The 23,867-nt window shown below is 62.9% G+C and carries 18 protein-coding genes and 1 pseudogene; 17 read left to right on the top strand and 2 right to left on the bottom strand.

Annotation, left to right across the window (positions count from 1 at the left end; genetic code table 11):
• Positions 1-330 precede the first annotated feature (330 nt).
• Complete coding sequence (locus JMY24_RS31500) at positions 331-651, bottom strand: DUF4148 domain-containing protein (protein ID WP_128598265.1); 321 nt, start codon at positions 649-651, stop codon at positions 331-333.
• A gap of 373 nt (positions 652-1,024) precedes the next feature.
• On the opposite strand from JMY24_RS31500, the gene JMY24_RS31495 reads away from it, so the two are divergent.
• Together JMY24_RS31495 and JMY24_RS31490 are read left to right on the top strand one after the other, a co-directional pair.
• Positions 1,025-1,333 (top strand): putative quinol monooxygenase, encoded by a 309-nt coding sequence (locus tag JMY24_RS31495; RefSeq protein WP_128598266.1) that lies wholly within the window; start codon positions 1,025-1,027, stop codon positions 1,331-1,333.
• A gap of 292 nt (positions 1,334-1,625) precedes the next feature.
• Complete coding sequence (locus JMY24_RS31490; protein WP_201703512.1) at positions 1,626-2,318, top strand: TetR/AcrR family transcriptional regulator; 693 nt, start codon at positions 1,626-1,628, stop codon at positions 2,316-2,318.
• Between the two features lie 338 nt (positions 2,319-2,656).
• Here the strand turns inward: JMY24_RS31490 and JMY24_RS38640 are convergent, their stop codons facing one another.
• A complete protein-coding gene (locus tag JMY24_RS38640; RefSeq protein ID WP_236597603.1) occupies positions 2,657-2,950 on the bottom strand; it encodes a hypothetical protein in 294 nt (97 codons plus the stop codon).
• On the opposite strand from JMY24_RS38640, the gene JMY24_RS31485 reads away from it, so the two are divergent.
• The 15 genes and pseudogenes from JMY24_RS31485 to JMY24_RS31415 form a co-directional block, all read left to right on the top strand.
• Positions 2,837-4,420, top strand: a complete 1,584-nt coding sequence (locus JMY24_RS31485; protein ID WP_236597601.1) for a methyl-accepting chemotaxis protein — start codon at positions 2,837-2,839, stop codon at positions 4,418-4,420. The genes JMY24_RS38640 and JMY24_RS31485 overlap by 114 nt on opposite strands.
• An 87-nt stretch (positions 4,421-4,507) precedes the next feature.
• Complete coding sequence (gene ltaE / locus JMY24_RS31480) at positions 4,508-5,515, top strand: low-specificity L-threonine aldolase (RefSeq protein WP_128598268.1); 1,008 nt, start codon at positions 4,508-4,510, stop codon at positions 5,513-5,515.
• Positions 5,516-5,613: 98 nt separating this feature from the next.
• Positions 5,614-6,360 carry a GntR family transcriptional regulator gene (locus JMY24_RS31475; protein WP_128598269.1) on the top strand — a complete coding sequence of 249 codons (747 nt, stop codon included), beginning with the start codon at positions 5,614-5,616 and terminating at the stop codon, positions 6,358-6,360.
• A 123-nt stretch (positions 6,361-6,483) separates the two neighbouring features.
• The gene (locus JMY24_RS31470; protein ID WP_201703510.1) at positions 6,484-8,094 is read left to right on the top strand and encodes a gamma-glutamyltransferase family protein; all 1,611 of its coding nucleotides are present in this window, start codon (positions 6,484-6,486) and stop codon (positions 8,092-8,094) included.
• Positions 8,095-8,204: 110 nt separating this feature from the next.
• Entirely contained in the window at positions 8,205-9,497 is a 1,293-nt protein-coding gene (oxlT, locus tag JMY24_RS31465) for an oxalate/formate MFS antiporter (RefSeq protein WP_201703508.1), read from the top strand.
• Positions 9,498-9,805: 308 nt separating this feature from the next.
• Positions 9,806-10,135 carry a DUF4148 domain-containing protein gene (locus JMY24_RS31460; protein WP_128598637.1) on the top strand — a complete coding sequence of 110 codons (330 nt, stop codon included), beginning with the start codon at positions 9,806-9,808 and terminating at the stop codon, positions 10,133-10,135.
• 36 nt (positions 10,136-10,171) lie between these two features.
• The gene (locus JMY24_RS31455) at positions 10,172-11,224 is read left to right on the top strand and encodes an oxidoreductase (RefSeq protein WP_236597597.1); all 1,053 of its coding nucleotides are present in this window, start codon (positions 10,172-10,174) and stop codon (positions 11,222-11,224) included.
• Between the two features lie 63 nt (positions 11,225-11,287).
• Positions 11,288-11,959, top strand: a complete 672-nt coding sequence (locus tag JMY24_RS31450; RefSeq protein WP_128598636.1) for a heavy metal response regulator transcription factor — start codon at positions 11,288-11,290, stop codon at positions 11,957-11,959.
• On the top strand, positions 11,956-13,344 hold the full coding sequence (locus tag JMY24_RS31445) for a heavy metal sensor histidine kinase (RefSeq protein WP_201703506.1): 1,389 nt from the start codon (positions 11,956-11,958) through the stop codon (positions 13,342-13,344). Before JMY24_RS31450 ends, JMY24_RS31445 begins: the two co-directional genes overlap by 4 nt.
• A 188-nt stretch (positions 13,345-13,532) precedes the next feature.
• On the top strand, positions 13,533-14,816 hold the full coding sequence (locus JMY24_RS31440; protein ID WP_201703505.1) for an efflux RND transporter periplasmic adaptor subunit: 1,284 nt from the start codon (positions 13,533-13,535) through the stop codon (positions 14,814-14,816).
• 17 nt (positions 14,817-14,833) lie between these two features.
• Positions 14,834-17,929 carry an efflux RND transporter permease subunit gene (locus JMY24_RS31435; RefSeq protein WP_128598618.1) on the top strand — a complete coding sequence of 1,032 codons (3,096 nt, stop codon included), beginning with the start codon at positions 14,834-14,836 and terminating at the stop codon, positions 17,927-17,929.
• Between the two features lie 17 nt (positions 17,930-17,946).
• A complete protein-coding gene (locus JMY24_RS31430; RefSeq protein WP_201703503.1) occupies positions 17,947-19,443 on the top strand; it encodes an efflux transporter outer membrane subunit in 1,497 nt (498 codons plus the stop codon).
• A 499-nt stretch (positions 19,444-19,942) separates the two neighbouring features.
• Positions 19,943-20,869, top strand: a complete 927-nt coding sequence (locus JMY24_RS31425; protein WP_128598619.1) for an ABC transporter substrate-binding protein — start codon at positions 19,943-19,945, stop codon at positions 20,867-20,869.
• Positions 20,869-22,485: an amino acid ABC transporter permease/ATP-binding protein gene (locus JMY24_RS31420; RefSeq protein ID WP_201703501.1), complete on the top strand. Its 1,617-nt coding sequence runs from the start codon at positions 20,869-20,871 to the stop codon at positions 22,483-22,485. Before JMY24_RS31425 ends, JMY24_RS31420 begins: the two co-directional genes overlap by 1 nt.
• 67 nt (positions 22,486-22,552) lie before the next feature.
• Positions 22,553-23,800, top strand: a pseudogene (locus tag JMY24_RS31415) (acetamidase/formamidase family protein); the annotation flags it as partial.
• Positions 23,801-23,867: the final 67 nt, after the last annotated feature.

The raw sequence follows: 23,867 nt of genomic DNA, 5'->3' as shown, positions 1-23,867 counted from the left end.
GGGCTTGGAGGAAACGTAAGAGCATCTTGGAGCGATCTAGCGCGATGTGCCGGCCGACCTCGGCCGCAGCTCTGAAGCCTGACACACTCATAAAACACGGTTGAGCCAGCGACATGTTTGGCTGTGACGGATGGCGCATCGTTTGAGAGGCCATCGAGGGTTCTCGTGGCTCGTTTCAGACGGCATTCAAAGGGTTGGCTGCGTTCTAAAGGCGAGGTCTTCGCGCTACTGCCGTATCGTTCAGGATGATCGTCACTTACCTCTCGGTGAAGATCGCTTTAGGTGGAGAGTCAAGCGACGATTCACGGATGACATGCACATGAAGGTGCATCAGTGACCAAAATAGATCGAGTGAGTACCTGCGGGCGTCGCCGGCGCACCCGACTGCGAGGAGCCGTTCATTGACAGTCCGCCGACTGCCATGCTGCTCGGCGTCGTGGCATCCTGCGCGTGCATACGCGCCTCCGCAGCCTGAATATCGGTTGGATAGTGCAAATCTTTTAGGCCCGGGCGATACCCGGCCTGTTCCACTTGCACGAGGTCCGCGCGCACTTCGGCACGCGTCAGCGGGGCAGTGGAGTCCTGTGCAAAAGAGACCGCGGGGGCGACTAGTGCGTTGGCAACCAACGCTGCATAGATCAGAGTTTTCATGGTGAATTACCTCTCAAGTTATTTGTGGTCAGCTTCAGGCACGATGAATGAAGCCTCGGGTCTCACGGCGTCATCGCCGCGAGGGTGAGTAACCTGTATTGTCCGCAGATGGGGTGACGCGAGGCTGACCTCTGCATTACGCCGCTGTCATGTTCAGATAGGCAAGAGCGTGGTGTGCTTCGCGATGTCACGAACTTCAACGGAAACAGTCGGCGTCGATGGTGCGGGAACCCCGCGCGACGGATTGAATCGCTGACGAGCCACGTCGGAAGTGCGGTCTGAACTCGACGAGGCTCTGTCGGCAAACGTACGCAAACGCGGCTATGATTTCACGCGGCGATCGGCGCCGAAACAGAAAAGGAGAAGTACCCGGATGATCCATGTCATTGCCACAATCACTGCCCAGCCCGGTCAACGCGAAGCCGTGCTGGCACTTTTCAACAAGAACCGGCCGACGGTGTTGGCCGAAGAGGGGTGCATCAGCTACGAGGCCGTCATCGACGTACCTGAGTTCGGGACGATTCAGACACCGCTTGGCAAGGACACGTTCGCTGTCATCGAGCGCTGGGAAAGCGCGGAAGCGTTGAGGGCGCATGGGGCCTCCGCGCATATGGCCGAATATGGAACCGAAACGCGCCCGTTGCTCGTGAGCCGCGTCATCAACGTGCTCGAGGCTTGCTAAAGAGAGCGTTCGAGGCGGCCCTCGCCATCGGCGGGGCGGGATTCGATGCCAATGCGGGCGCCGCCACGCCGACTCCCATCACGATGCCTCCGTGGCAACGCGGACATGGACAAACATCCGGTTCCACGTTAGTTGGTAGCGGCTGGGACGACGCTCGCTTCGCAACGGCGGAGAAAATGCGAGGGTCACGCAGGGCAGCGCGGGACTGCCGCCCACGCCCCGGGTGTATACTTTATCGGAACGTAAATCGTCATGTGATGATAACAGCTATAATCCGAGAGCGTAGGGAGCTATGAAGACCAAAGGGACTATCGAGAAGCCGAGCCGTGGAACCGGCGCCGACCGCGTGGCGGTCAAGCGGCCGATGAAAAAAACGCCGCAGCGTTTGCCGCGCGCCGAGCGTCAGGCGCGCGTGCTGGAGAAGGCCGCGGAGTATTTCGCGGAGCATGGTCTCGGCGCGCAGACCCGCGCCATCGCTGAAGCCTGCAGCGTATCGCAACGCTTGTTATATAGTCTGTTCCCGAGCAAGGCCGCTTTAATTGATGAAGTCTACAAGCGGGAAGTCGTCGGAATCTTCAACGCAATCTGGTTTGTTCAATTGCAAGACCGAAGTGTGCCGATTGAAAGCCGGCTCAACCGCTTTTATTGCCAGTACTATGACACGCTCCTGACGCGCCGCTGGCTGAGGCTCTTCCTTTATTCGTCGCTCGAGGGCCTGCACACGGCGCCGGCCTATACGAACGCGATCGTCAGCCATGCGCTCGAGATCATCGTCACGGAGACTGCGTATGAACTGGGTCTACGCATTCCCGCCGACCCGACTCAACTGGGCGAAGTGGGTTGGCTGTTACATGGCGCCGTGTCTCATCTGGCAATTCGCCGCCGCATCTATTCGAATGAAAACAGCATGCCCGCCGAAGCGGTGATTGCCATGCACGTGCGCGCCTTCCTGACGAGCCTGCCGAGCCTGCTGCCTGCGCTATAAACGCATTGCGAGTCGGCGCCGGGCGACTCTCCAGTGTTATCGCTGCGATGTTCCGACACTGTCTGCAGCACAAATCGTCAGGTGACGATATAATTCTGCGAAATTGGGTTGCGTTGTCGCGCAGGCTCCTTGGCGGCTGCTCATTTGTGCCCGCGCCGTCTCCCGTTCGGGCTGCGCCGCCGTCGCACATAAGCAGTGTCTGGCTTACGCATGGCGGCTGCGTCATAACTGTTCGCAATCGTCGCCATGAGGCAAACCAATTTCACGAACGGCCTGTGCCTCGGCACAATGCCATGGCGCATCGTGGTGGCGTTTCAGGCGATATGTCAGGCCGCGAGTCATTGCACGCTGTCTGCGGGCGCCGTCTTCGAAACAGCCGCAGAGAAACAGCCGAAGACACGCGCAGCAAATAATGCATCTCTCACGAAAAAGGTGAACTCATGAGGACTACGGCGGGTTTGCGTGTCCACACCCAGTTGGTTGCTGGCTTCGGCATCGTCCTCTTCGCCCTCGTTGCGCTGACGGTCATCGCCATCACACGTGTCGAGGCCGTGCGGCAACGACTCGATCAGATCATCGACGTCAACGGCGTCAAAGAACGGTACGCCATCAACTTTCGCGGTAGCGTCCATGACCGGTCCATCGCCGTGCGCGATGTCACTCTCGTCTCGCATGATGAGCTGCCGGCCGTCGTCGCGCACATCCAGCAACTCGCGGCGGATTATGACGAGGCGGCAAAGCCGCTTGCCGCTGTCTACGCGCAGCGCACCGACATCACCGCAGCCGAGCGCGCTATCTATTCGCGCGTGATCGAGGCGGGCAACAAGGCCACGCCGTTTATCGACCAGGTGATTGCACGGCAAACCTCCGGCGACACCGAGGGGGCACGCACCGTGCTGCTCCAGCAAGCGCGTCCCGCGCTAGTCGAGTGGCTCGCGGCAATCAACCAGTTGATCGACTTTCAGGAAGCGCTTAACCAGCAGGGCGGTGCCGAGGCACGCCAGATAAGCGTCGATTTCCGCTTGATGATGCTCGCGCTGACCGGGCTTGCGTGCGTGATCGGTCTTGGCGTTGCGGTGCTTGTCGTGCGCAACGTAGGCCGGTCGCTCGGCGCCGAACCGCGTGAGCTGATCGCGTTCGCCGACGCGATCCGGCGCGGCGATCTTTCCCAGCGCGCCGAGTTGCGCACCGGCGATACGGGGAGCGTGATGGCGACTGTCGTGCGGATGAGAGAAGCGCTCGCGGACATCGTGGGGCAGGTGCGCGATGGCGCCGATGCAGTCGCCGACATGAGTCACGCGATTGCCGCCGGCAATGCCGATCTTGGCGCGCGCACAGAGCTCCAGGCCAGCGCGCTCGAGCAGGCCACCGGCGCGCTCAAGGAGTTCGACGCGAGCGTGGCCACCAACGCTGCAAATGCGGGACACGCGGACGAGCTTGCCAAGCACGCCTCGGAAACGGCCGGGGAAGGCGGCATGGCGGTCGGCCGGGTCGTCGAGACGATGCATGGGATCAGCGCGTCGTCGGCGCGCATCGCGGAGATCATCTCGGTCATCGACGGGATCGCGTTCCAGACCAACATCCTCGCGCTGAATGCGGCGGTCGAGGCCGCGCGTGCCGGTAGCCAGGGACGCGGTTTTGCCGTGGTGGCCGGCGAGGTCAGAATACTCGCGCAACGCAGCGCAGAAGCGGCGAAGGAAGTCAGGCAACTGATCGTGGCGAGCGACGCTCGCGTGAAAGACGGCGCCACGCAGGTCGATGACGCGGGCTCGACCATCACCGCGGTCGTGGGTTCGTCGGCGCGCGTCACCGGCATCATGAGCGAAATCCACGACGCGTGTCAGCAGCAAACGCTTCAGATCGGCGAGGTCCGCGAGATGATCGCAAGCCTGGAGCACAGCACGCAACAGAACGTCGCGCTCGTCCAGCAATCGGGCGCCGCCGTGGAAGCCCTGAACCGGCAAGCACGAAACCTCCTTAAAGCGGTCAATCTTTTCTCCGTTGGGTCCGGCCGCGGTTCGGAACTGAAATCGTCAAACCCACAGCAGCGCGATGCAACTGCGCGCAACCCGGCGCTTTCGCTCGCCAGCGGCTGCTCGTGAGCGCATGGCGGCATAACCCGATTTTCAATTCAATCCAAATCGTCCGCGCTGCAGGCGCGACGCGGCCGGCACTCTGAGGAGCAGCACATGATCGATTTGCGCAGCGATACCGTGACCCGTCCGGACAAGCCGATGCTCGCCGCGATGACAACCGCCGAACTGGGCGACGATGTCTGGGGCGACGATCCGACTGTCCTGCGTCTGCAGGCCGTGGTCGCCGAACGCGCCGGCAAGGAAGCCGGCCTGTTCTTTCCGACTGGAACGCAATGCAATCTTGCGGCCTTGATGGCGCATTGCGCACGTGGCGACGAATACATCGTCGGCCAACTGGCGCACACTTATAAATTCGAAGGCGGCGGCGCGGCGGTGCTCGGTAGCATTCAGCCGCAGCCGCTGGAAAATGCCGCTGACGGCACCTTGCCGCTCGATAAGGTTGCGGCCGCCATCAAGCCGATCGACGATCATTTCGCGCGCACGCGTCTGTTCGCGCTAGAGAACACGATTGGAGGCAAAGTGCTGCCTGCGGATTATGTGGCGCGAGCGGTCGAATTCGTTCGTCAGCGCGGACTTGCGACGCACCTGGACGGGGCGCGTGTGTTCAACGCCGCGGTGGCTTCGGGCCAATCGCTGGCGGCGTTGTGCGCGCCCTTCGATTCGGTGTCGATCTGCTTCTCCAAAGGACTGGGGGCGCCGGTCGGCTCGGTGCTCGTCGGCAGTCAGGCGCTGATCGACACCGCGCATCGCTGGCGCAAAGTGCTGGGCGGCGGCATGCGGCAATCGGGCGTGCTGGCGGCGGGGTGTCTGTACGCGCTGGATCGCAACGTCGAGCGACTCGCGGACGATCACGCCAACGCCCAACATCTTGCCGACGGTCTCTCGCAGATCGATCAGGTGACGGTGCAGTCACACGCGACGAACATGGTGTTCGCGCAGTTTCCGCAAGAACATTGCGCCCCGCTCGAAGCGTGGCTCAAGGCACGGGGCATTCTCACGCAGATGCTGTATGCGTCGCGCTTTGCGACACATAAGGACGTCTCGCGCGCGGACATCGATACGTTTCTGTCGGCTGTAAAGGCGTATTTCGCTCGCGGCTGATGTCCGTGCGATGCCGGTTTTTTCACCGCGTGTTGACATGGCGCGTTCGGGACGGACAATAATCTCAGCCCCGACACTCGCCAACTCAGGTTCCAAGCGTGAACGACATCACCGGCATTCCCTCCTCGCGGGCTGATCATGTCTATGTCAGCGTCCGCGAAGATATCTTCGATATGCGCCTGCTGCCCGGCGACCGCGTGACGGAAGGCAGCATCGCCGAGCGCTTCGGTGTGTCCCGCACGCCTGCGCGCGAGGCCTTGCAGCGCCTGCAAAGTGACGGCCTGATGCGCGGCTATGTGCGCGGCGGCTGGGAAGTCGTGCCGGTCGATTTCAAGCGCTTCGAAGACCTCTACGAAATGCGCAAGCTGATTGAAACCTTTGCGGTCTCGAAGCTTGCGAGTGCCGAAGGAGAGCTTTCCGAAGGCGTCGCACAGATGCTCGGTCAGCTCGAACAAATCTGGAAGATCCCGCCTGCTCATCGTAGGCGTGACGGCCGCGAGATGGTCGCGCTCGACGAAGCATTTCATCACGCCCTCGTGCAGGCCGCCGATAACGCCGAGCTGACCAATGCGATGCAGCGCGTGACCGATCGCATCCGGGTCGTGCGGCGACTCGATCTCGTGTATGGCGACTGCATCGACGAAACCTACGACGAACATGTGGCGATCCTCGATGCGATCCGTTGTCGCGAAACGGATCGTAGCGTTGCGTTGATCGCGCGCCATATCGAGGGTAGCCGCGCTGAGGTGCGCACCTTGACGGGCGAGCGCCTGCAACGCGCACGCACTGCAATGGGGCCGAATGCGGCCCCCTATGCACCACCAAGGTTGCGAGGCACCAAGTAGCGACATCGCCGCGTGTGCCGGCCGCGCGAAATCCTATCTGGCGCGCGTGAGCGGTCGACTCACGTCCTGGCATGCTTCTCGCATAGGTGACGGGTATGTATACAAGCAAAAGTCCCGTCAAATATGTCATCTAATTTTCTCAATCCGACGCGCGGCGCGCGTGGCATGGCCGTCGCGCCGAACGCGCTCGCGGCGCAGAGCGCGTTGGCCATCATGCGGGACGGCGGCAACGCCGTCGAAGCCATGATTGCCGCTGCCGCGACTATCGCAGTCGTCTATCCGCACATGAACAGCATCGGCGGCGACGGCTTCTGGCTAATCTCTCGTCCCGGCGCGGAGCCGGTGGGCATCGAGGCCTGCGGCGGCGCCGCGCTCGCTGCGACGATCGAAGCGTATCGCTCTCGCGGATATACGACGATTCCGACGCGCGGCCCGCTGGCCGCGAACACCGTCGCGGGCACCGTGTCCGGTTGGCAGCTCGCGCACCGCTGGTCGCAGGGCGCGCTCGGCGGCAAGCTGCCCCTCAAGCGTCTTCTCGAAGACGCCATTCACTACGCGAAGTCCGGCGTGCCCGTCACGCGTAGCCAGGCACAATGTGTCGACAGCCGGCGCGCCGAACTGAGCCCGATCGCCGGTTTCGCAGATACCTTTCTGCATGACGGCCGCGCGCCGGCAACGGGCGAGCGTTTCGTCGCGCCGCGTCTCGCCGCAACCTTGGAGCGCCTCGCCGAAGCGGGTCTCGACGACTTCTATCGCGGCGATCTCGCGCGCAGCATCGCGAGCGATCTTCAGTCCGCCGGCTCGCTGCTTGCGCTTGCCGATCTCGAAGGGCACGAGGCGCGCTTACGCAAGCCGCTCGCACTCCAGCACTCGCTCGGCACGATCTACAACATGCCGCCGCCGACACAGGGTCTCGTGTCGCTGCTGATTCTCGGCATTCTCGACCGCGTGCTGACGAAAGACATGGATCCGCTCGGGCCTGAGTTCGTCCACGCGTGCGTCGAGGCAACCAAGCTTGCTTTCGCGATTCGCGACGCGCACGTCACCGATCCCGATCACATGACGGTCGATCCCGCCACGCTGCTCGAACCGGCCGCACTCGACGCGATGGCCGCGCGCGTCTCGCCGACGCGAGCCGCGCCCTGGCCGGCCGGTCGCGGACCGGGCGACACCGTATGGCTAGGCGTGACGGATAGCGAAGGCGTTGCGGTGAGTTTCATCCAGAGCATTTATCACGAGTTCGGCAGCGGCATCGTCCTGCCGGGCTCCGGCATCAACTGGCAGAACCGCGGCTGCAGTTTCTCGCTTGACGAGCACGCGCTCAATCCGCTGATGCCACGGCGCAGGCCATTTCATACACTCAATCCGGCGCTGGCGCGCTTTGCCGATGGCCGCACGATGGTGTACGGCAACATGGGCGGAGACGGACAGCCCCAATCGCAGAGCGCGGTGTTCTCACGCATCGCGAATTTCGGCTGGAACCCGCAGGCGGCGATCGACGCGCCTCGCTGGCTGCTGGGCCGGACATGGGGTCAATCGACCGACACGCTCAAGCTCGAGCCACGCTTCGCCGCGCACACGGCAGCAACGCTCAGCGCGTTCGGACACGAGGTCGAGATGATGGCGCCTTACGATGAAGCGATGGGGCATGCCGGCGCAATCGTTCGACATCCTGATGGATTAATCGAAGCGGGCTACGATCCGCGCAGTGACGGGGCCGCTGCGGGCTGGTAGACACCGCGCGCTTTTTCTCAAACGACTTGCAGTTCCGGCCGTTCAGGTCCGGAGGACGGCGCACGTCTCGCGCATGCCGGCTGGCATGCGCTCAGGAAACGGAGAACACCATGAACACACGCTTGCAACCGACGGCGCCGCGTATCGAGAATGTCTCGACGCCCGCCACGCATAACCGCTGGATTCAACTTGGGCTGGGTCTCGTCTGCATGATGTCGATCTCGAGTCCGCAATACGTCTGGACGTTGATGACCAAACCGCTCGCCGCGAAACTGGGCATCGCGTTGCCTGAACTGCAGGTGACGTTCTCGTTGCTGATCATTCTGCAGACGTTTTTTTCGCCGTTTCAAGGCAAGCTGATCGACCGCTTCGGTCCGCGCACGCTGATCTCGTTCGGCACTGTGATGTCCGGCCTGAGTTGGGTGTTCGCGTCGCAGGTCCAGAGTGCGCCGATGCTCTATCTGACGTATGGCGTAATCGGCGGCCTTGGCACGGGCATCGTATATGTTGGCGTTGTCGGACTGATGGTGCGCTGGTTCCCCGCGCAGCGCGGCTTCGCGGCGGGCGCTGTCGCCGCCGGCTATGGCATGGGCGCGATCGTCACGACGTTTCCGATCGCGGCCTCGTTGCAGGCGCGCGGTGTCGACGCGACGCTGTGGATGTTCGGCATCGCGTTCGCGGTGGTGGGGCTGCTGGCATCGCAGGGCTTGCGTGTGCCACCCGCGCATGGTGCCGCCGCCGGAGGCAATGCGAATGTCGTCGGTTCGGCGGTGGCGAATCTGCGCCCGTCGCAAACGCTCAGGACGCCGATCTTCTGGCTAATGTTTGCCATGATGACGATGATGTCGACGTCCGGTCTGATGGTCACGTCGCAAATGGCCACGTTCGCCGCCGATTTCGGCGTGACCAAAGTGCTCGTGTTCGGCATGGCCGCGCTTCCGCTTGCGTTGACGATCGACCGCTTCACGAACGGACTCACGCGGCCGCTGTTCGGCTGGGTGTCCGACAAATTCGGCCGCGAAAACACGATGTTTTTCGCGTTCGCCCTGGAAGGCGTCGCGATGGCGCTGTGGCTGTTCACGCGCGATAACGCGGTGCTGTTCGTGTTGCTGTCTGGCGTGGTGTTCTTCGGCTGGGGCGAAATCTTCTCGCTGTTCCCGGCGACGCTGACCGACACGTTCGGCACGCGGCATGCCACGGAAAACTATGGCTGGCTCTACATTTCGCAGGGCATCGGCTCGATCTTGGGCGGCCCGCTCGCGGCATTGATGCACCAGCATGCGGGTAGCTGGTTGCCGGTGTTCGGCGCGGCGATCACGCTTGACATCGTTACCGCATTGCTCGCGATTGCAGTGCTCAAGCCGATGCGCGGCCGTTTTCTTGCCGCACCGCGCGGCGTTTGACGGAAACTGGGCGCTAGTTCGTTGTATGACCGGTTGCCAGGTGGCGCGCCCTTCATGGGCGCGCCCCGCAATTGGCCGCTTTGCGCGCCAAATACTCATCTCCCATACCGTCACGGTCACGCCTCTTCTAACAGGCGTCGTTCATCCGCCGTCGGTCTTGTACGTTGAAGCGGGCTCCCTCGTCGGACTTCAAGTGACGCTCCGAAATGACTGAAACGTCATCCAGGAGTCATGTCGTGTTAACGACCGAATTCCGATAATGACAACCGGGATCATCCCCGTCCGCTCGAAACTTCAACGAGTTTTATATGAAAATCAAACTTTGTGCGGTGCTCGTGAGTCTGTGCGTTGCGACGCCCGCATTTGCCGATGCGGAGCATAGCTGTCCACAATCCACTAACCCCGCTCAGACATCCGTGGGCGATATGTCTCAAGTCCAACGGCCTGCTTCAGAAAAGACGCGCGGGATGGTGCGACAAGAGCTGATCGAAGCCGAACGCGCCGGCCTGGTGCCGGCTCCAAAACATGACTATCCGCCGAGTCAGGTAGCGATCGAGCATAACCAGAAGCGTTTCCATTCTGCCGAGACTTACTGGGCGAGCAAACAGCAATCGATGCAGTACTCGAAAAGCAATTGATGTCGGCGCGAGTCTCCATGCTGAGCGGCTCGCGGCTTGATCGTCGCGGATATGCATTTGGATCGCCGCCGTGATAGTCTCGATCCCACATATTTAATCTTCACGCTGCTCCGGACCAACATGCGCACACAGTGGACCACCGACGACATTGTGCCCCAGACCGGCAAGCGAGTGCTCATCACGGGAGCGAATAGCGGCATCGGCTATCACGCTGCATTGATGCTGGCGCGCAAAGGGGCGCAGGTCATCCTGGCATGTCGCGATAGACGACGCGGAGAAGAAGCTCTCGCGCACCTGAAATCCGAAGTTCCAGAAGCAAGCGCAGAACTGGCGATTCTCGACCTCGCTTCCCTCGCGTCCGTCCGCTCGTTCGCGCAGAAGCAACTCGCGGAACGACGTCGCATCGATATTCTGGTGAGCAATGCCGGCGTCATGGCGCCGCCGAAACGTCTTGAGACCGCCGATGGCTTCGAGCTGCAGTTCGGCACCAATATGCTTGGCCATTACGCACTCACGGTGCTGCTCATGCCCGCTCTTGAACTTGCCGCGACTGAATCGCGTCACCGGCCACGCATCGTTACAATTGCTTCCATCGCGCACAAGCAGGGGAGAATTGATTTCGACGATCTGCAGTCCGAGAAGCACTATTCGCCGATGCAGTCCTATCGCCAGTCGAAGCTTGCGAATTTGATGTTTGCGCTTGAGCTCGACCGTCGACTGCGCGCGGCGAATTCCCGTGTCATGTCTGTGGCGGCCCACCCCGGAGTCGCGAACACCAACCTGTTTCGTTCCGGCGATCGATCCGCGCTCTCACGTGCTGCTCGCAGCGTCGCTGGCCGCGTTATCGGCATCGCGCTGAACAGCGAATCCGCCGGCGCGCTTCCGACGCTTTACACGGCGACGTCGCCCCACGTCGATGGTGGCGGCTATTACGGGCCGCAAGGTTTCCTCGAGGCACGCGGGCGCAGGATCGGCGAAGCGAGTGTCGCGAGGCAGGCCATGGATGAATTGACCGCCCAGCGTTTGTGGCAGGTATGCGAATCTGTCACGCAGATTCGTTTTCGTCTGCAGTCCGAGCGGACCGCGTGAGTTGGAAGCACTATGCCACCGGATTTTTGCGAATCGCACTAATTGAACGACAGGTTACACACCATGCGAATACTCATTATCGAGGACGAGCCGAAAATGGCTTCCTATCTCCGCAAGGGGCTTATGGAAGCGAGCTTCCAGGCAGATACCGCCCTTGATGGCAAGGAGGGCCTCTTCCTTGCGCTTAATGAAGATTACGATTTGATTCTGCTTGACGTGATGCTGCCCAAACTCAACGGGCTCGAAGTCCTCAAGCGCATACGGGAGAAAAAACATACGCCGATACTGCTGTTGACGGCTCGCGACACGGTCCAGGACAAAGTCGTCGGGCTCGAGTCCGGTGCGGACGATTACCTGTCCAAACCGTTCGCCTACGTCGAGTTGCTGGCCCGGGTTCGCGCGCTACTGCGAAGGCCGGCGCAGTCGTCGGTCACTGTTTTGTGTGTCTCCGACATGGAGATCGATCTGGTCAGGCGGCGCGTGCGGCGCGGCAATGTGCGCATCGAATTGACGGCTCAAGAGTTTGCACTGTTGAAGTTGCTCACCGAGCGCCAGGGCGAAGTGCTGACCCGGGCTTTCGTGACTTCCCACGTGTGGGATATCAACTTCGACAGCGACACGAATATCGTGGACGTCGCGGTCAAGCGCCTGCGCACGAAGATCGATAACCCGTTCGAAAAGAAGCTGCTGCATACAGTTCGCGGCATGGGCTACGTGCTGGAGGACAGGGCATGATTGCGGCCGGCGCGCCGTATTCACTCCTGAAGCGGCTCGCACTCGCGTTTTCGATTCTTGCCATCCTCGTCCTATCGCTCGCCGGCGGGCTTCTCTACCATACGCTTTCGCTGGAACTGCGACGCCGTGACGACCGCGAAATTGCGGGGAAGCTTCAGGAGTTCATGGAGCAGGCTCGCACATTTGGCAGCGCGGTGTCGGTCGCGCAAAACGGTGCAGTATTTCAGGAGGCGCTGCTTTCACATCCCGCGGTGTCCTTCGCGATATCCGGCGGGCGTGGTGAACTGTTGGTGTACACGGGGGGACGCGGGGAACGTCTGGCATCCGGGCTGGGCAAAGACGCCGAGTCTGGGCCGTTCACCTGCAATCCGCCGGTCGTCGGGCCTGCCCGCTGCGTAGTCGGGCGCGAAAAGCTGTTGTCAGGGGAAACGATCCAGGTCGTGCTCGCGCACGCGGCTCATGAACGGCACGCGGTGCTGCGCGCTTTTCAGGAGGACGTATTGCTCGTGCTCGTGGGCGGCTCGCTGCTGATGGGCTCACTCGGTTATGCGATCGCGAAACGGGGCCTCGCGCCTGTGAAAACGATCGGCGCCCGCATTTCCAGCATCGAGGCACACAATCTCGACAATCGACTGCAGATGGGCGGCGGCGCCGTCGAGCTTCGCGACATAGCTGTCCCGGTCAATCGCATGCTCGACCGGCTCGAGCGCGCCTTCACGCGCCTCTCGCAGTTCTCGTCGGATTTGGCGCATGACATGCGCACGCCGCTCGCGAATATCATCAGTTCGTCGCAAATCACGCTGTCCCGGCCGCGCACGATTGATGAGTACGAGACGCTCATCGATTCGAATATCGAGGAGTGCGAGCGACTGCAGCGCATGATCGAAACCATGCTGTTTCTCGCGAGGGCAGATCATGCCAGACAGCAACTCAAGCTAGGGTCGCTCGACTGTCAAAGCGAATTCGCCAAACTCACCGCATTTTTCGATGCCGTCGCGGAGAATAAGAGCGTTCAGTTCTTGGTCGATGGGCACGTGCAAGTACGAGCCGATCCGACGCTGTTCAGGCGCGCCGTCAGCAATCTGCTATCCAATGCGCTGGAGCATGCCGGGACTGCGTCCGAAGTCGCGCTGCGAGCGTTCCGCTCGGGAGAGTATGTTGCCGTGCAGGTTATCAATAACGGCGAGAGCATTCCGCCCGAACATATCGATAAAATCTTCGACCGCTTCTATCGCGTCAATGCTGCCAGAGAGGGATCGGCGAAGAATACCGGCCTCGGTCTTGCGATCGTCAAAGCGATCATGGAATCGCACCGAGGCAAGGTCGAAGTGGTGAGCCGCGCAGGCAGCACAGCGTTTACGCTGTATTTTCCGACTCTCGTCTAAAACGCGGCGCACGCGCAGCCCGTTCTCTCCGCCTCTCCCTCGCACGTCCCAGGCTAAATGTCGAAAATGACATTTAGCCGCCATGTGTGTATCAGCCGCAGATTTCGATAATTGACAGCAAGCGATCGAGGACGTTGAGTCCTCGCTCTTCGAGAGTGTCAAGTCAATTCTATTCTGCGAGGGACTCATTGAAAACCAAGTACCAGCGGCGCTTGTATGCGTCCGTCGCCGGGGCCGGCTTGATCGTTCTGTGCGGCGCCTTCGCGATTCATTCGCGGAGCACGCGTGCAGCGGCCGAGCCCGTAGCCGCCGAATCTGTCACGTCTGCGGCAGCGAGCAGTACTCCTACTTTTTCGAGCGCCGTCGACCTGGCGCCCGAGGCGCTCTCGAACCTGCATCTGCAGATCGCCGACGCGGCGCTTCGCCCGGGCGTGCGGACCATCACCGCGCCGGGTGTGATCGCCTTCAACGGAAAACAGCTCGCACAACTGAGTTCCCCATCCAGAGGGCGGATCGAGGCCGTCGACGTCGCGGTGGGCGACCACGTGCGCGCGGGGCAGCGACTTGCCGTGCTCGACGAATTCGACCTCTCCGACGTGCGCAGTCAACTCGCCAACGCGCAAGCCGCGCTCGCCGATGCGACGGCCGCAGCGGACGCGGCGCGCGCCGCGCTCGCGCGCGGCACTGAGTTGGTCGACGCCGGCGGCATTGCGCAAAGCGAACTCGAGCGCCGTCGCGCGATGGCGGCCAGTGCCGAGGCCACGCTGCGGTCCCGGCAAGCGGATCTGCAGAAATGGCGCGGCATGACACAACGATTGATGCCGATCGATGTCGCCGCGAAGGCTAGAGGCGACATGCGCACCTTGGCCGCATTGAGTCCGCGCGACTCGCTCGGCGCCGTGGTCGCGCCCTTCGACGGGGTCGTCACGGCAGTGAGTACGGCCGCCGGCAACATCGTCGATACATCGCAGTCGCTCGTCACGGTGACGGATCTGTCGACCGTGTGGCTGCAAGTCAGCGTGCCGGAACACGACGCCGCGGCCGTGCACGCAGGCCAGACAGTCGCGATGAACGTGGATGCCTATCCGAACCAGCCGTTCAACGGACGCGTCATCGAGGTCGCCGATCAGGCTGATCCGAATACGGGCACGGTCACGGTGCGTTGCGAAGTGCCGAACCCCGGCGGGCTGCTGCGCGCCAACATGTTCGCCACGGCAAACATCGCGGCGCCGCTCGGCCACGATTCCGTGCTGGTGCCCGATTCCGCGCTACAGGACGTGAACGGTCAGACCGTCGTATTCGTGCCTGCGGGCAAGGGTCACTTCCTCCCGCGCACGGTCCATACCGGCGTGGTCGCGACCGGCATGACAGAGATCGTGAGCGGGGTCACGGCCGGAACGCCGGTGGTTGCCGACGGGAGCTACTGGCTGAAGGCCGCGCTGATGCGAACCACTATTCCGGACGAAGGCTGAACCAGCGAGCGCAGGTCATGATTACGAAGATTGTCGATGCGGCGCTGAAGAATCGCGCCATGGTACTGATCCTGGTCGCCGTACTGATCGCCTTTGGGCTCGTCAGCATGCAGCGACTGCCATTCGATGCGCAGCCCGATATCTCGCCGGTCCAGGTGCTCGTGACGACGCAAGCGCCGGGGCTCGCTCCGGTCGATGTCGAACGCTCGATTACCGCGCCCGTCGAACTCGCCCTGCAAGGGCTGCCCGGCATGCAGGCGCTGCGCTCCGTTTCCCGTTATGGCCTGTCGGTCATCTACGTGCGCTTTGCCGACGGCTCGAACATCTATCAGGATCGCAATCTGATTGGCGAGCGCCTGCAGACGGTGCAGCTTCCGCCCGGAACAAATCCGCCTCAGATGGGACCGCTGTCGGATGGCCTGAGCGAGATCTATCAATTTCAGGTGCGTGGCCACGGGCAATCGCTGATGGCGCTGCGAACGCTGCTCGACTGGCAGATCGCGCCGAAATTCCGCGAAGTGCCGGGCGTGGTCGACGTCAACGTCAATGGCGGCGAACTGAAGACCTACGAAGTGCAGGTGGCGGACGACGCGCTCACACGCTACGGCCTCTCGACCGCCGACATCTTCAATGCCGTGCAAATGAACAACGGCGCAACCGGCGGCGCGACCATCGAGCACAACGGTGGGGAGGCCATCATTCGCGGCGAGGGGTTGCTTCGCAACGAGACGGACATCGGCAACATCGTGTTGCGCACCGGGCCGGACGGCACGCCGCTTTATGTTCGCAATGTTGCGCGCATCGTCCAGGCGCCGATGCCCCGGCTGGGCGCAGTCACACGCGACGGCAAGGGCGAAGCCGTTGTCGGGGTCGTTCTGATGGGACTCGGGCAGAACACGCGTATCGTCGCGCAGCGGGTTCAGGACGCCGTCAAGGAAATCAACAAGACGCTGCCGCCCGGCGTCGAAATCGCACCGTACTACAACCGCGCCGACCTGATGAACCGCGTGCTGCACACAGTCGCTCACAACATGGTCGAAGGCGCTGTTCTCGTGATTGCCGTGCTGCTGCTGTTGCTGGGCAATGTGCGCGCCGGCCTGATCGTCGCGCTGGCGATTCCCTTGTCGATGCTGGCCGCGGCGATCGCCATGTACAGCGCTGGCATGTCGGGCAACCTCATGAGCCTCGGCGCCATCGATTTCGGCCTGCTCGTCGACGGCGCGGTGGTCATGATCGAGAACGTCGTACGGCGGCGCGCGGAAGCACCGGCGCGGCCCATGCAGGCGGTCGTGCTCGAGGCATCCAGGGAAGTCGCGCGGCCCGTCACGTTTGCGGTCCTGATCATTACCGCCGTCTATCTGCCGATTCTCAGCCTGCAGGGCGTCGAGGGAAAGATGTTCCGCCCAATGGCGTTGACGGTCGTGTTCGCACTCCTCGCGTCGCTCGTGCTCACGTTGACCGTGATGCCCGTTCTCGCGAGCTTTCTGCTGCGCGGCAAGGTGGCCGAACACGAGAGCCGCATCATCCATTGGATGCGGCGGCGCTACGAGCCGCTGCTCACGCGCGCGGCGCAACGTCCCGCACTGACCATCGGGTTTGCCGTGCTGCTGCTCGCGCTCGCGGGCGTCCTCGGCTCGCGCCTCGGCGCGGAATTCCTGCCGCGTCTGGAAGAAGGGGCGCTCACAGTCACGACCACGAAGCTGCCTGGCATCTCCGTGCCGTCGGCGGTCGAGTCACAGACGATGGTCGAGCGAACGCTCAAGCGCTTTCCCGAAGTTCAGTCCGCGGTCACGCTTGGGGGCAGCTCCGAGATTCCCACCGATCCGATGGGTGTCGAGCAAAGCGACACCTTCATCATGCTCAAGCCGAAATCGGAGTGGAAGACCGCGCAAACTCAGGAGGGACTGGTCGAAGCGTATTCGGATGCGCTCAATCGCGCGGTTCCCGGCCTCACGCTTGATTGGGCCCAGCCGATCCAGATGCGCATGGACGACATGCTCGCGGGCGTGCAGGCGGATGTGGCGGTGATGATTCACGGCAACGACCTCGACGCGTTGCACGATACCGCGCAGCGTATTGCGAGCGTGATCGCTCGCGTGCCGGGAGCAGCCGACGTGCAAGCGCAACAGACGGTCGGCCAACCGTACTTGCGCATCATCGTGAACCGGGATGCGGTGGCGCGCTATGGCCTCAATGCAAGCCAGGTGCTCGACGTGGTGCAGGCGCTTGGAGGTCGCGCCGTTGGCTCGATTTCGAATAACGATGGCCGCTTCGACATACGCGTTCGTCTGACGCCGCAAGACCGCAATGATGTGGCGCGAATCGGCGCGCTACGCGTGAGCAACGGCGCGGGCAAGGCCGTGCCGCTCGCCGAAGTTGCCGACATCCGGATGGAGCCCGGTCCTTCGACGATCGAGCGCGAAGAGGGGCAGCGCGTGATCATGGTGCAGGCCAACGTGCGCGGCCGCGATCTCGCCGGCTTCGTGCTCGCTGCGCAACATGCCGTTGCTGCGCAGGTCAAGCTTCCGCCCGGATACAGCCTGTCGTGGAACGGCAGCTTCAAGAATCTGCAGGAGGCGATGTCGCGGCTCTACGTGGTCGTGCCCGTCGCGCTGGCGGTGATCTTCGTCCTGCTTTATCTGATGTTCGACAGCGTGAGCCTGGCAGCGCTCATCTTCTTCAACGTGCCGTTTGCGGCAATCGGCGGGATCCTGGCGCTCTGGGCACGCGGCCTGCCGTTCAGCATTTCGGCCGCCGTCGGCTTCATCGCGCTGTTCGGCATTGCCGTGTTGAACGGGGTCGTGCTGGTCAGCTACATCGTCGAGAAGCGAGCGAGCGGCTTTGGCGCTCTCGAGGCTGCACGGCAGGCTGCATTGACGCGGCTGCGTCCCGTGCTGATGACGGCGACCGTCGCGAGTCTGGGCTTCCTGCCTATGGCTTTTTCCACGAGTTCCGGCGCGGAAGTGCAACGGCCGCTCGCCACGGTGGTGATCGGTGGACTGGTGTCGGCCACGCTGCTGACCTTGCTGGTGCTGCCGTCCCTGTACCCGTGGTTCGACCGCCGCAAGCGCACGGTGCCGCAAGAGCAAACCGTACTGGAACACGCAGAATGACACATGGCGCTACTCGCATGATCACCTTCAAACGTTCGTCCAGCCTGTTGATACCGTTGCTGCTCGCGGGTTGCGCGGTTGGTCCCAACTTCACACAGCCTGCCGCACCGGCTGGGGCCGGCTATACGCAAGCGCCGTTGCCTTCGAGGACCGCTGCGGCGACCGGCGCGGATGGGCCGGCGCAGGACTTCGTCGTCGGCGGCGATATACCCGGGCAATGGTGGACGCTGTTCCAGTCGCCGCAGTTGAACCGGTTGATCGATCGCGCGTTCAGGCATAGCCCGACGATCGACGCCGCACAAGCTGCGCTGACCGGCGCGCGCGAAAACATGCTGGCGCAGGAGGGGGCATTTTTTCCCAGCATCGGCCTCGATGCGTCGGGCAGCAGGAACGGGACGCCGACTGCGAGCCTCGCACCGGTCGCGGCGAACAACCAGCGCATCTATTCGCTCTACACAGGCGAGCTGACCGTTTCATATTCGCTCGACGCATTCGGCCTGAATCGTCGGACCGTCGAATCGGCGGCCGCGCAAGCCGAGAACCAACGCTTCGAACTCGAAGCGGCCTATCTGACGTTGAGCAGCAACGTGGTGCTCGCGGCGATCGACGAAGCGGCCTTGCGCGGTCAGATTGCCGCGCAAGAGGAGATGATCAAGGCCGACACCGAACTCGCGGACATCGTCCACCGCGAATACACGCTCGGCGAGGCCGCACAGGCCGATGTGTTGCAACAGCAGGCCGTCCTCGCCCAGGCACGAGCTGCGTTGCCGCCGCTTGAAAAGCAACTGGCGCTGCAGCGCGATGCACTGACTGCTCTGGTGGGAGGTTTTCCGAATGAAGAGCTGGCGGTGCGCTTCGATCTGGCGCACTTGCACCTGCCCGACGATCTTCCGGTGAGTCTGCCGTCCAGGCTGGTCGAGCAACGCCCGGATATTCGCGCCGCTGCCGCCGCGCTGCACGCGGCCTCCGCACAAGTCGGCGTCGCCGTCGCCAACCGGCTGCCGCAGATCTCACTGACCGCCGCACTGGGCACCTCACCTAATGCTCTCGCCAACGCGTTCACGCCGTACAACCAGTTCTTCAACGTGCTAGGCAAGGTCGCGCAACCCATCTTCCAGGGCGGGGCGCTGCTGCACCGCCAGCGCGCAGCTCAGGCGGTCTACGATCAGGCCGGGGCGCAGTACCGCCTGACTGTCATCAATGCGTTCCAGAACGTCGCCGATGTCTTGCAGAGCGTGCAAGCCGATGCGAAGACGCTGGAAGCGTCCGTGGCCGCCGAAGACGCTGCGTCGCGCAGCCTCGATATCGCCCGCCGGAAGCTGCAGGCCGGGGAGATCGCTTACCTGTCCGTGCTGACGGCACAGCAAAGCTACGAAATGGCGCACGTCGCCGCGATCCAGGCGAGATCCGCGAGGCTCGCCGACACGGCGGCGCTCTTTCAGGCCGTTGGCGGTGGTTGGTGGAACAGGCCGGATGCGCTTGTCTCGAGCACGGCGCTAAAAGAAGCTCATTGACTTGAACTACGCGACACATTCCTTATGACACGAACTCTCATTGGCTTGACCTTTGTCGCTTTGCTGAACGGCTGCGCATATCCGTCGGAACAGGCTCACGGTGCGCCGCTTGCGCAAACTGCGATAACCCGGACCGTCGACTATGCGGGCCTGCCCTGCGGCAATCAGAACTTGCACGTCAAATCGCCGGCGTGCTACTTCCCGCGCCAAGTGCAAATACCTGCTGCCACGCTGCAGGCTGGGACGGCGCCATCGCATTGAGTCGGCGTATTGCGCCCGGCAGTCGAAGCGTCCAGCTTGCAGGGCGCGCTGCCAACTCGACCGGCCGTACTACAGCATCGACCCGCTCGCGGCGCTGATTACCCGGTTCGCGCCCGTGCAAGCATTTGTGCGCGCTGGAACAAGTCCACCGAATTTCGTCCACCTACCCTTGGTCTCGTGCGATGCAACCAGGCGTACATGGGGTGGGCCTTTGACATCTGCCGTTCGGGAGTATGGGATGAACACAAATATTGTCGGTCATGGACGTGGTGTGCCGCACGCGGGCGCTTCTGGCCACCGCTGGCGCGAGCTGCTTCTTGGCGCTGTCAGTCTGCTGGCGCTGGGGATGTCGGGTCACGCTCAGGCCGCCGCGCCGGTGCCCGCCGAGTGTGCCGCGCTGCAGGCGAAATACCCGCAATTCAAGGGCAAGACGCTGATCAACGCGATCAACCCGCACACGCCGGGTTACGAAGCGCTGGACCCGAACGATCCGACGAAATACATCGGGTTCGACATCGATCTCGGCGAGGCGATCGGCAATTGCCTCGGCTTCAAGATGGCGTACAAGCCTGTTGCGTTCTCGGCGCTGCTGCCGACGCTGCAAAGCGGCCAGGCCGACATTGTGATCTCTGATATCTATGCGACCGAGGAGCGCGCGAAGGCGGCGGACTTCATCACCTATTCGAAAGTGTTCGACGGCGTGCTGGTTGCGAAGGGCAATCCGAAGAAAATCAGCGGCATCAACCAGACGATGTGCGGCACGACTGCTGCGGAGAACACCGGTTACGTCGAAGTGCCGCTGATCCAGAAGCTCGCACCGGCTTGCAAGGCGGCGAACAAGCCGGAAGCTGCCGTGCAGCTGTACGACAACAACGCGAACGCGATCCAGGCGATTCTCTCAGGTCGCGCCGACACCTATATCAACGACGTGAATACGGTGGACCAGGCAGTCAAGGCGTATCCGGGCCAGCTCGAAAAGGCCAATGCGGTGACACTGCCGTATTCGATCGGTATCGGCGTACCCAAAACGAATCCGACAATGCGCGCGGCTGTGATGGCGGCGCTCGTCGCGATCCAGAAGTCCGGCGCCCAGACCGAGCTGCTGAAGAAGTGGTCGCTTGGTGCTGAAAATCTCGAAACTCCCAAGCTGATTGCCTCGAACTGATGAATTTGTTCCTGCACTATCTCGGCCTGCCGTATCTGTTAAGCGGCATCGGCTTCACCATCGCAGTCACGGCCCTCGGGCTGGCAGGCGGTCTGATCGTGGGACTGGTGCTCGCGAGCATGCAGCTGAGCAAGGTGGGGCCGCTTGCCGCCATTGCACGCGGCTACACGGTGATTTTTCGCGGAACGCCGCTGATCCTGCAACTCGTGTTCGCGTACGACGCGCTGCCGCACATCGGTTTGAAGTTGAGCGCGATGGGCGCGGCGGGTCTCGCGCTTGCGGCGAACGAGGGACCGTTCATCGCGGAAATCCTGCGCTCCGGCGTGCTCGGCGTCGACCGTGGGCAAGTTCTTGCGGGGCAGGCGCTCGGCATGACGCCAACCGTGTTGCTGCGCCGTGTGATCGCGCCGCAGGCGATCCGCACCATGGTGCCGGCGCTCGGCAACGAATCGGTCAGCGCGTTGAAGAACTCGTCGCTGGCCTCCGTGATCGCGGTCGACGAACTGACCTTGCGCAGCACGCAACTCGCATCGTCGACGTTCGATTTCTTCTCGATCTTCTTCGCGTCGGGGTTGATGTATCTCGTGCTGACCGGCTTGATTGCCGCGATCCAGCTATTCGCCGAAACCGCGCTCGATCTCGATCGCAATCCGTCTGAACGCTTTGCGCGACTGCTACCGTGGCGTCGGGCCGCGACCGCCGCGCAGCCGTCCGGCGCCAGCGCCGGCGCAAGCTTATCCGTCGATGCGCCGCTCGAAGCCGCGCCCGTGCCCATTGCGCGCAAGGCCCGTGCGGAGCGCGCAAGCCGCTACGAGGTACTGCAGAAGCAGAAGGCGGCCGTGCAGGTGAAAGGGCTGAGCAAGCGTTACGGCAAGCAGACCGTACTCGACGGCTTCGACCTCACGGTCCGCTTCGGCGAGGTCATTGCGCTGCTCGGGCCGAGCGGGTCGGGCAAGAGCACGCTGCTGCGCTGTATCAATCACCTGGAGCAGCGGGATGCCGGCGAAATCCGTATCGGCGGCAAGCGCATCGGTTTCCGGGTCGACGGTCAACCAATGACGCAGGGCGACCTCGCCAACGAGCGAGCGAGTGCCGGCGTCGGCATGGTGTTCCAGCATTTCAATCTGTTCAGTCATCTGACGGCGTGCGAGAACATCGCCGGACCGCTGCGCTGGGTGCACGGGATGGCGCCGGCCGACGCAGAGCGCCGCGCGCGTGAACTGCTCGAACGCGTCGGCCTCAGTCATCGCGCGGATGCGCTGCCGCGACATCTGTCGGGCGGCCAGCAGCAGCGCGTCGCGATCGCACGCGCGCTGGCACCCAATCCTCGCGTGCTGCTGCTCGACGAACCGACGTCCGCGCTCGACCCCGAACTCGTCGGCGAGGTACTCGACGTGATTCAGCGGCTCGTGGACGAAGGCGGCCTGACCATGATCATCTCCACGCACCAGTTGCGCTTTGCCGATCAGGTCGCCGATCGCGTCGTGTTCATGAGCGGCGGCGCGGTGGTCGAACAGGGGCCCACGCATGAAGTGCTCACCCAGCCGCGCCATCCGTTGACAGCTCGATTCCTGAGCGTGATGGGCGCGGACGACCGGCTCGAAGTCGCGTCTTGACGGCGCGCGCCATTCAGCATCGCCCGGCCGTTGGCGCCGGGCGTCTTACAAGGTTCGAACAGACATGAAGCACCATACACTCCCCGTTTCGCCTGAAACGGTTCATTGGGGTTACTTCAGCAAACAGGTCGCGCCCGCGTTGACGGTGCGTTCCGGCGACCGGATCACGATCGAGACGCTGACTCACCATGCGAACGATGACCACGAACGGATGGTCGCAGGCGACCCCGGCGCCGAAAGCATCTTTCACTGGACTCGCGAGCACAAGGCCATGCCGCGCCGGGGCGCGGGTCCAACCGATGGACCGCTTACGCTCGGGTCGGGCGAAGGTGTCGGCGTGCATCTGATGACCGGGCCGGTCGCGATCGAGGGGGCCGAGCCGGGCGACGTGCTCGAAGTGCGGATTCTCGACGTGCGCCCGCGGCCGAGCTGCAATGCGTGCTATCGCGGCCGTTGTTTCGGTTCGAACGTCGCCGCATCGTGGGGCTTTCACTACCGCGATCTCATCGAGGAGCCGAAGCCGCGTGAAGTCGTGACGATCTTCGAGCTCGATACCTCGGGCGAGCCATTTGCGCGCGCGGTCTATAACTACGTGTGGACGCCGCAAACCGACCCGGACGGCGTGGTCCACGCGACGATCGATTACCCGGGCGTCAAGGTCGACCATACGCTGGTGAAGAAACGCGAGAACATCCTGCCGAACGTGAAGGTGCCGGCGAGGCTGCATTTCGGCACGATGGGGCTCGCGCCTGCGGAGCTCGACTATGTCAGCTCGATTCCGCCCAGCTACACCGGCGGCAATATCGACGATTGGCGCGTCGGAAAAGGGGCGCGGATGTATTACCCGGTCGCAGTCGAAGGCGCATTCTTTTCTGTCGGCGATCCGCATGCGGCGCAGGGTGACAGTGAACTCGGCGGTACGGCGATCGAAACCTCGCTCACCGGCGACTTCGAATTCGTGCTGCACAAGAAAAACGATCTCGGCGGCACGATTCTCGAAGGCCTCACGCATCCGATGCTGGAAACCGACGACCAATGGTCGGTGTACGGATTCACTTTCGCCAACTACCTGGCGGAACTCGGCCCGGCAGGGCAGACCGAGGTGGGACAGCACGCGAGCCTCGACAAGGCAATGCGCGACGCGTTCCGCAAGCTGCGGCGTTTCCTGATGACCGTGCACAGGCTAAGCGAGGACGAGGCCATTGCGCTGATGTCGGTCGCCGCGGATTTCGGCGTCACGCAAGTGGTCGACGGCAATTGGGGCGTGCATGGCTCAATTCGCAAGAACGTCTTTGTCGACGGCACCGGCCGCTGAACGGTCCCGCTCGGGCCGTAGGCGATTCGCCGCGCGTGTGCGCGGGCGTCCCGTATGCGTCAGCGCG

The organism is Paraburkholderia kirstenboschensis (assembly GCF_904848585.1).
Classification (GTDB): Bacteria; Pseudomonadota; Gammaproteobacteria; order Burkholderiales; family Burkholderiaceae; genus Paraburkholderia; species Paraburkholderia kirstenboschensis.
Note: the sequence above shows the minus strand (reverse complement) of the source record. Positions and strands in the feature narration are given on the sequence as shown.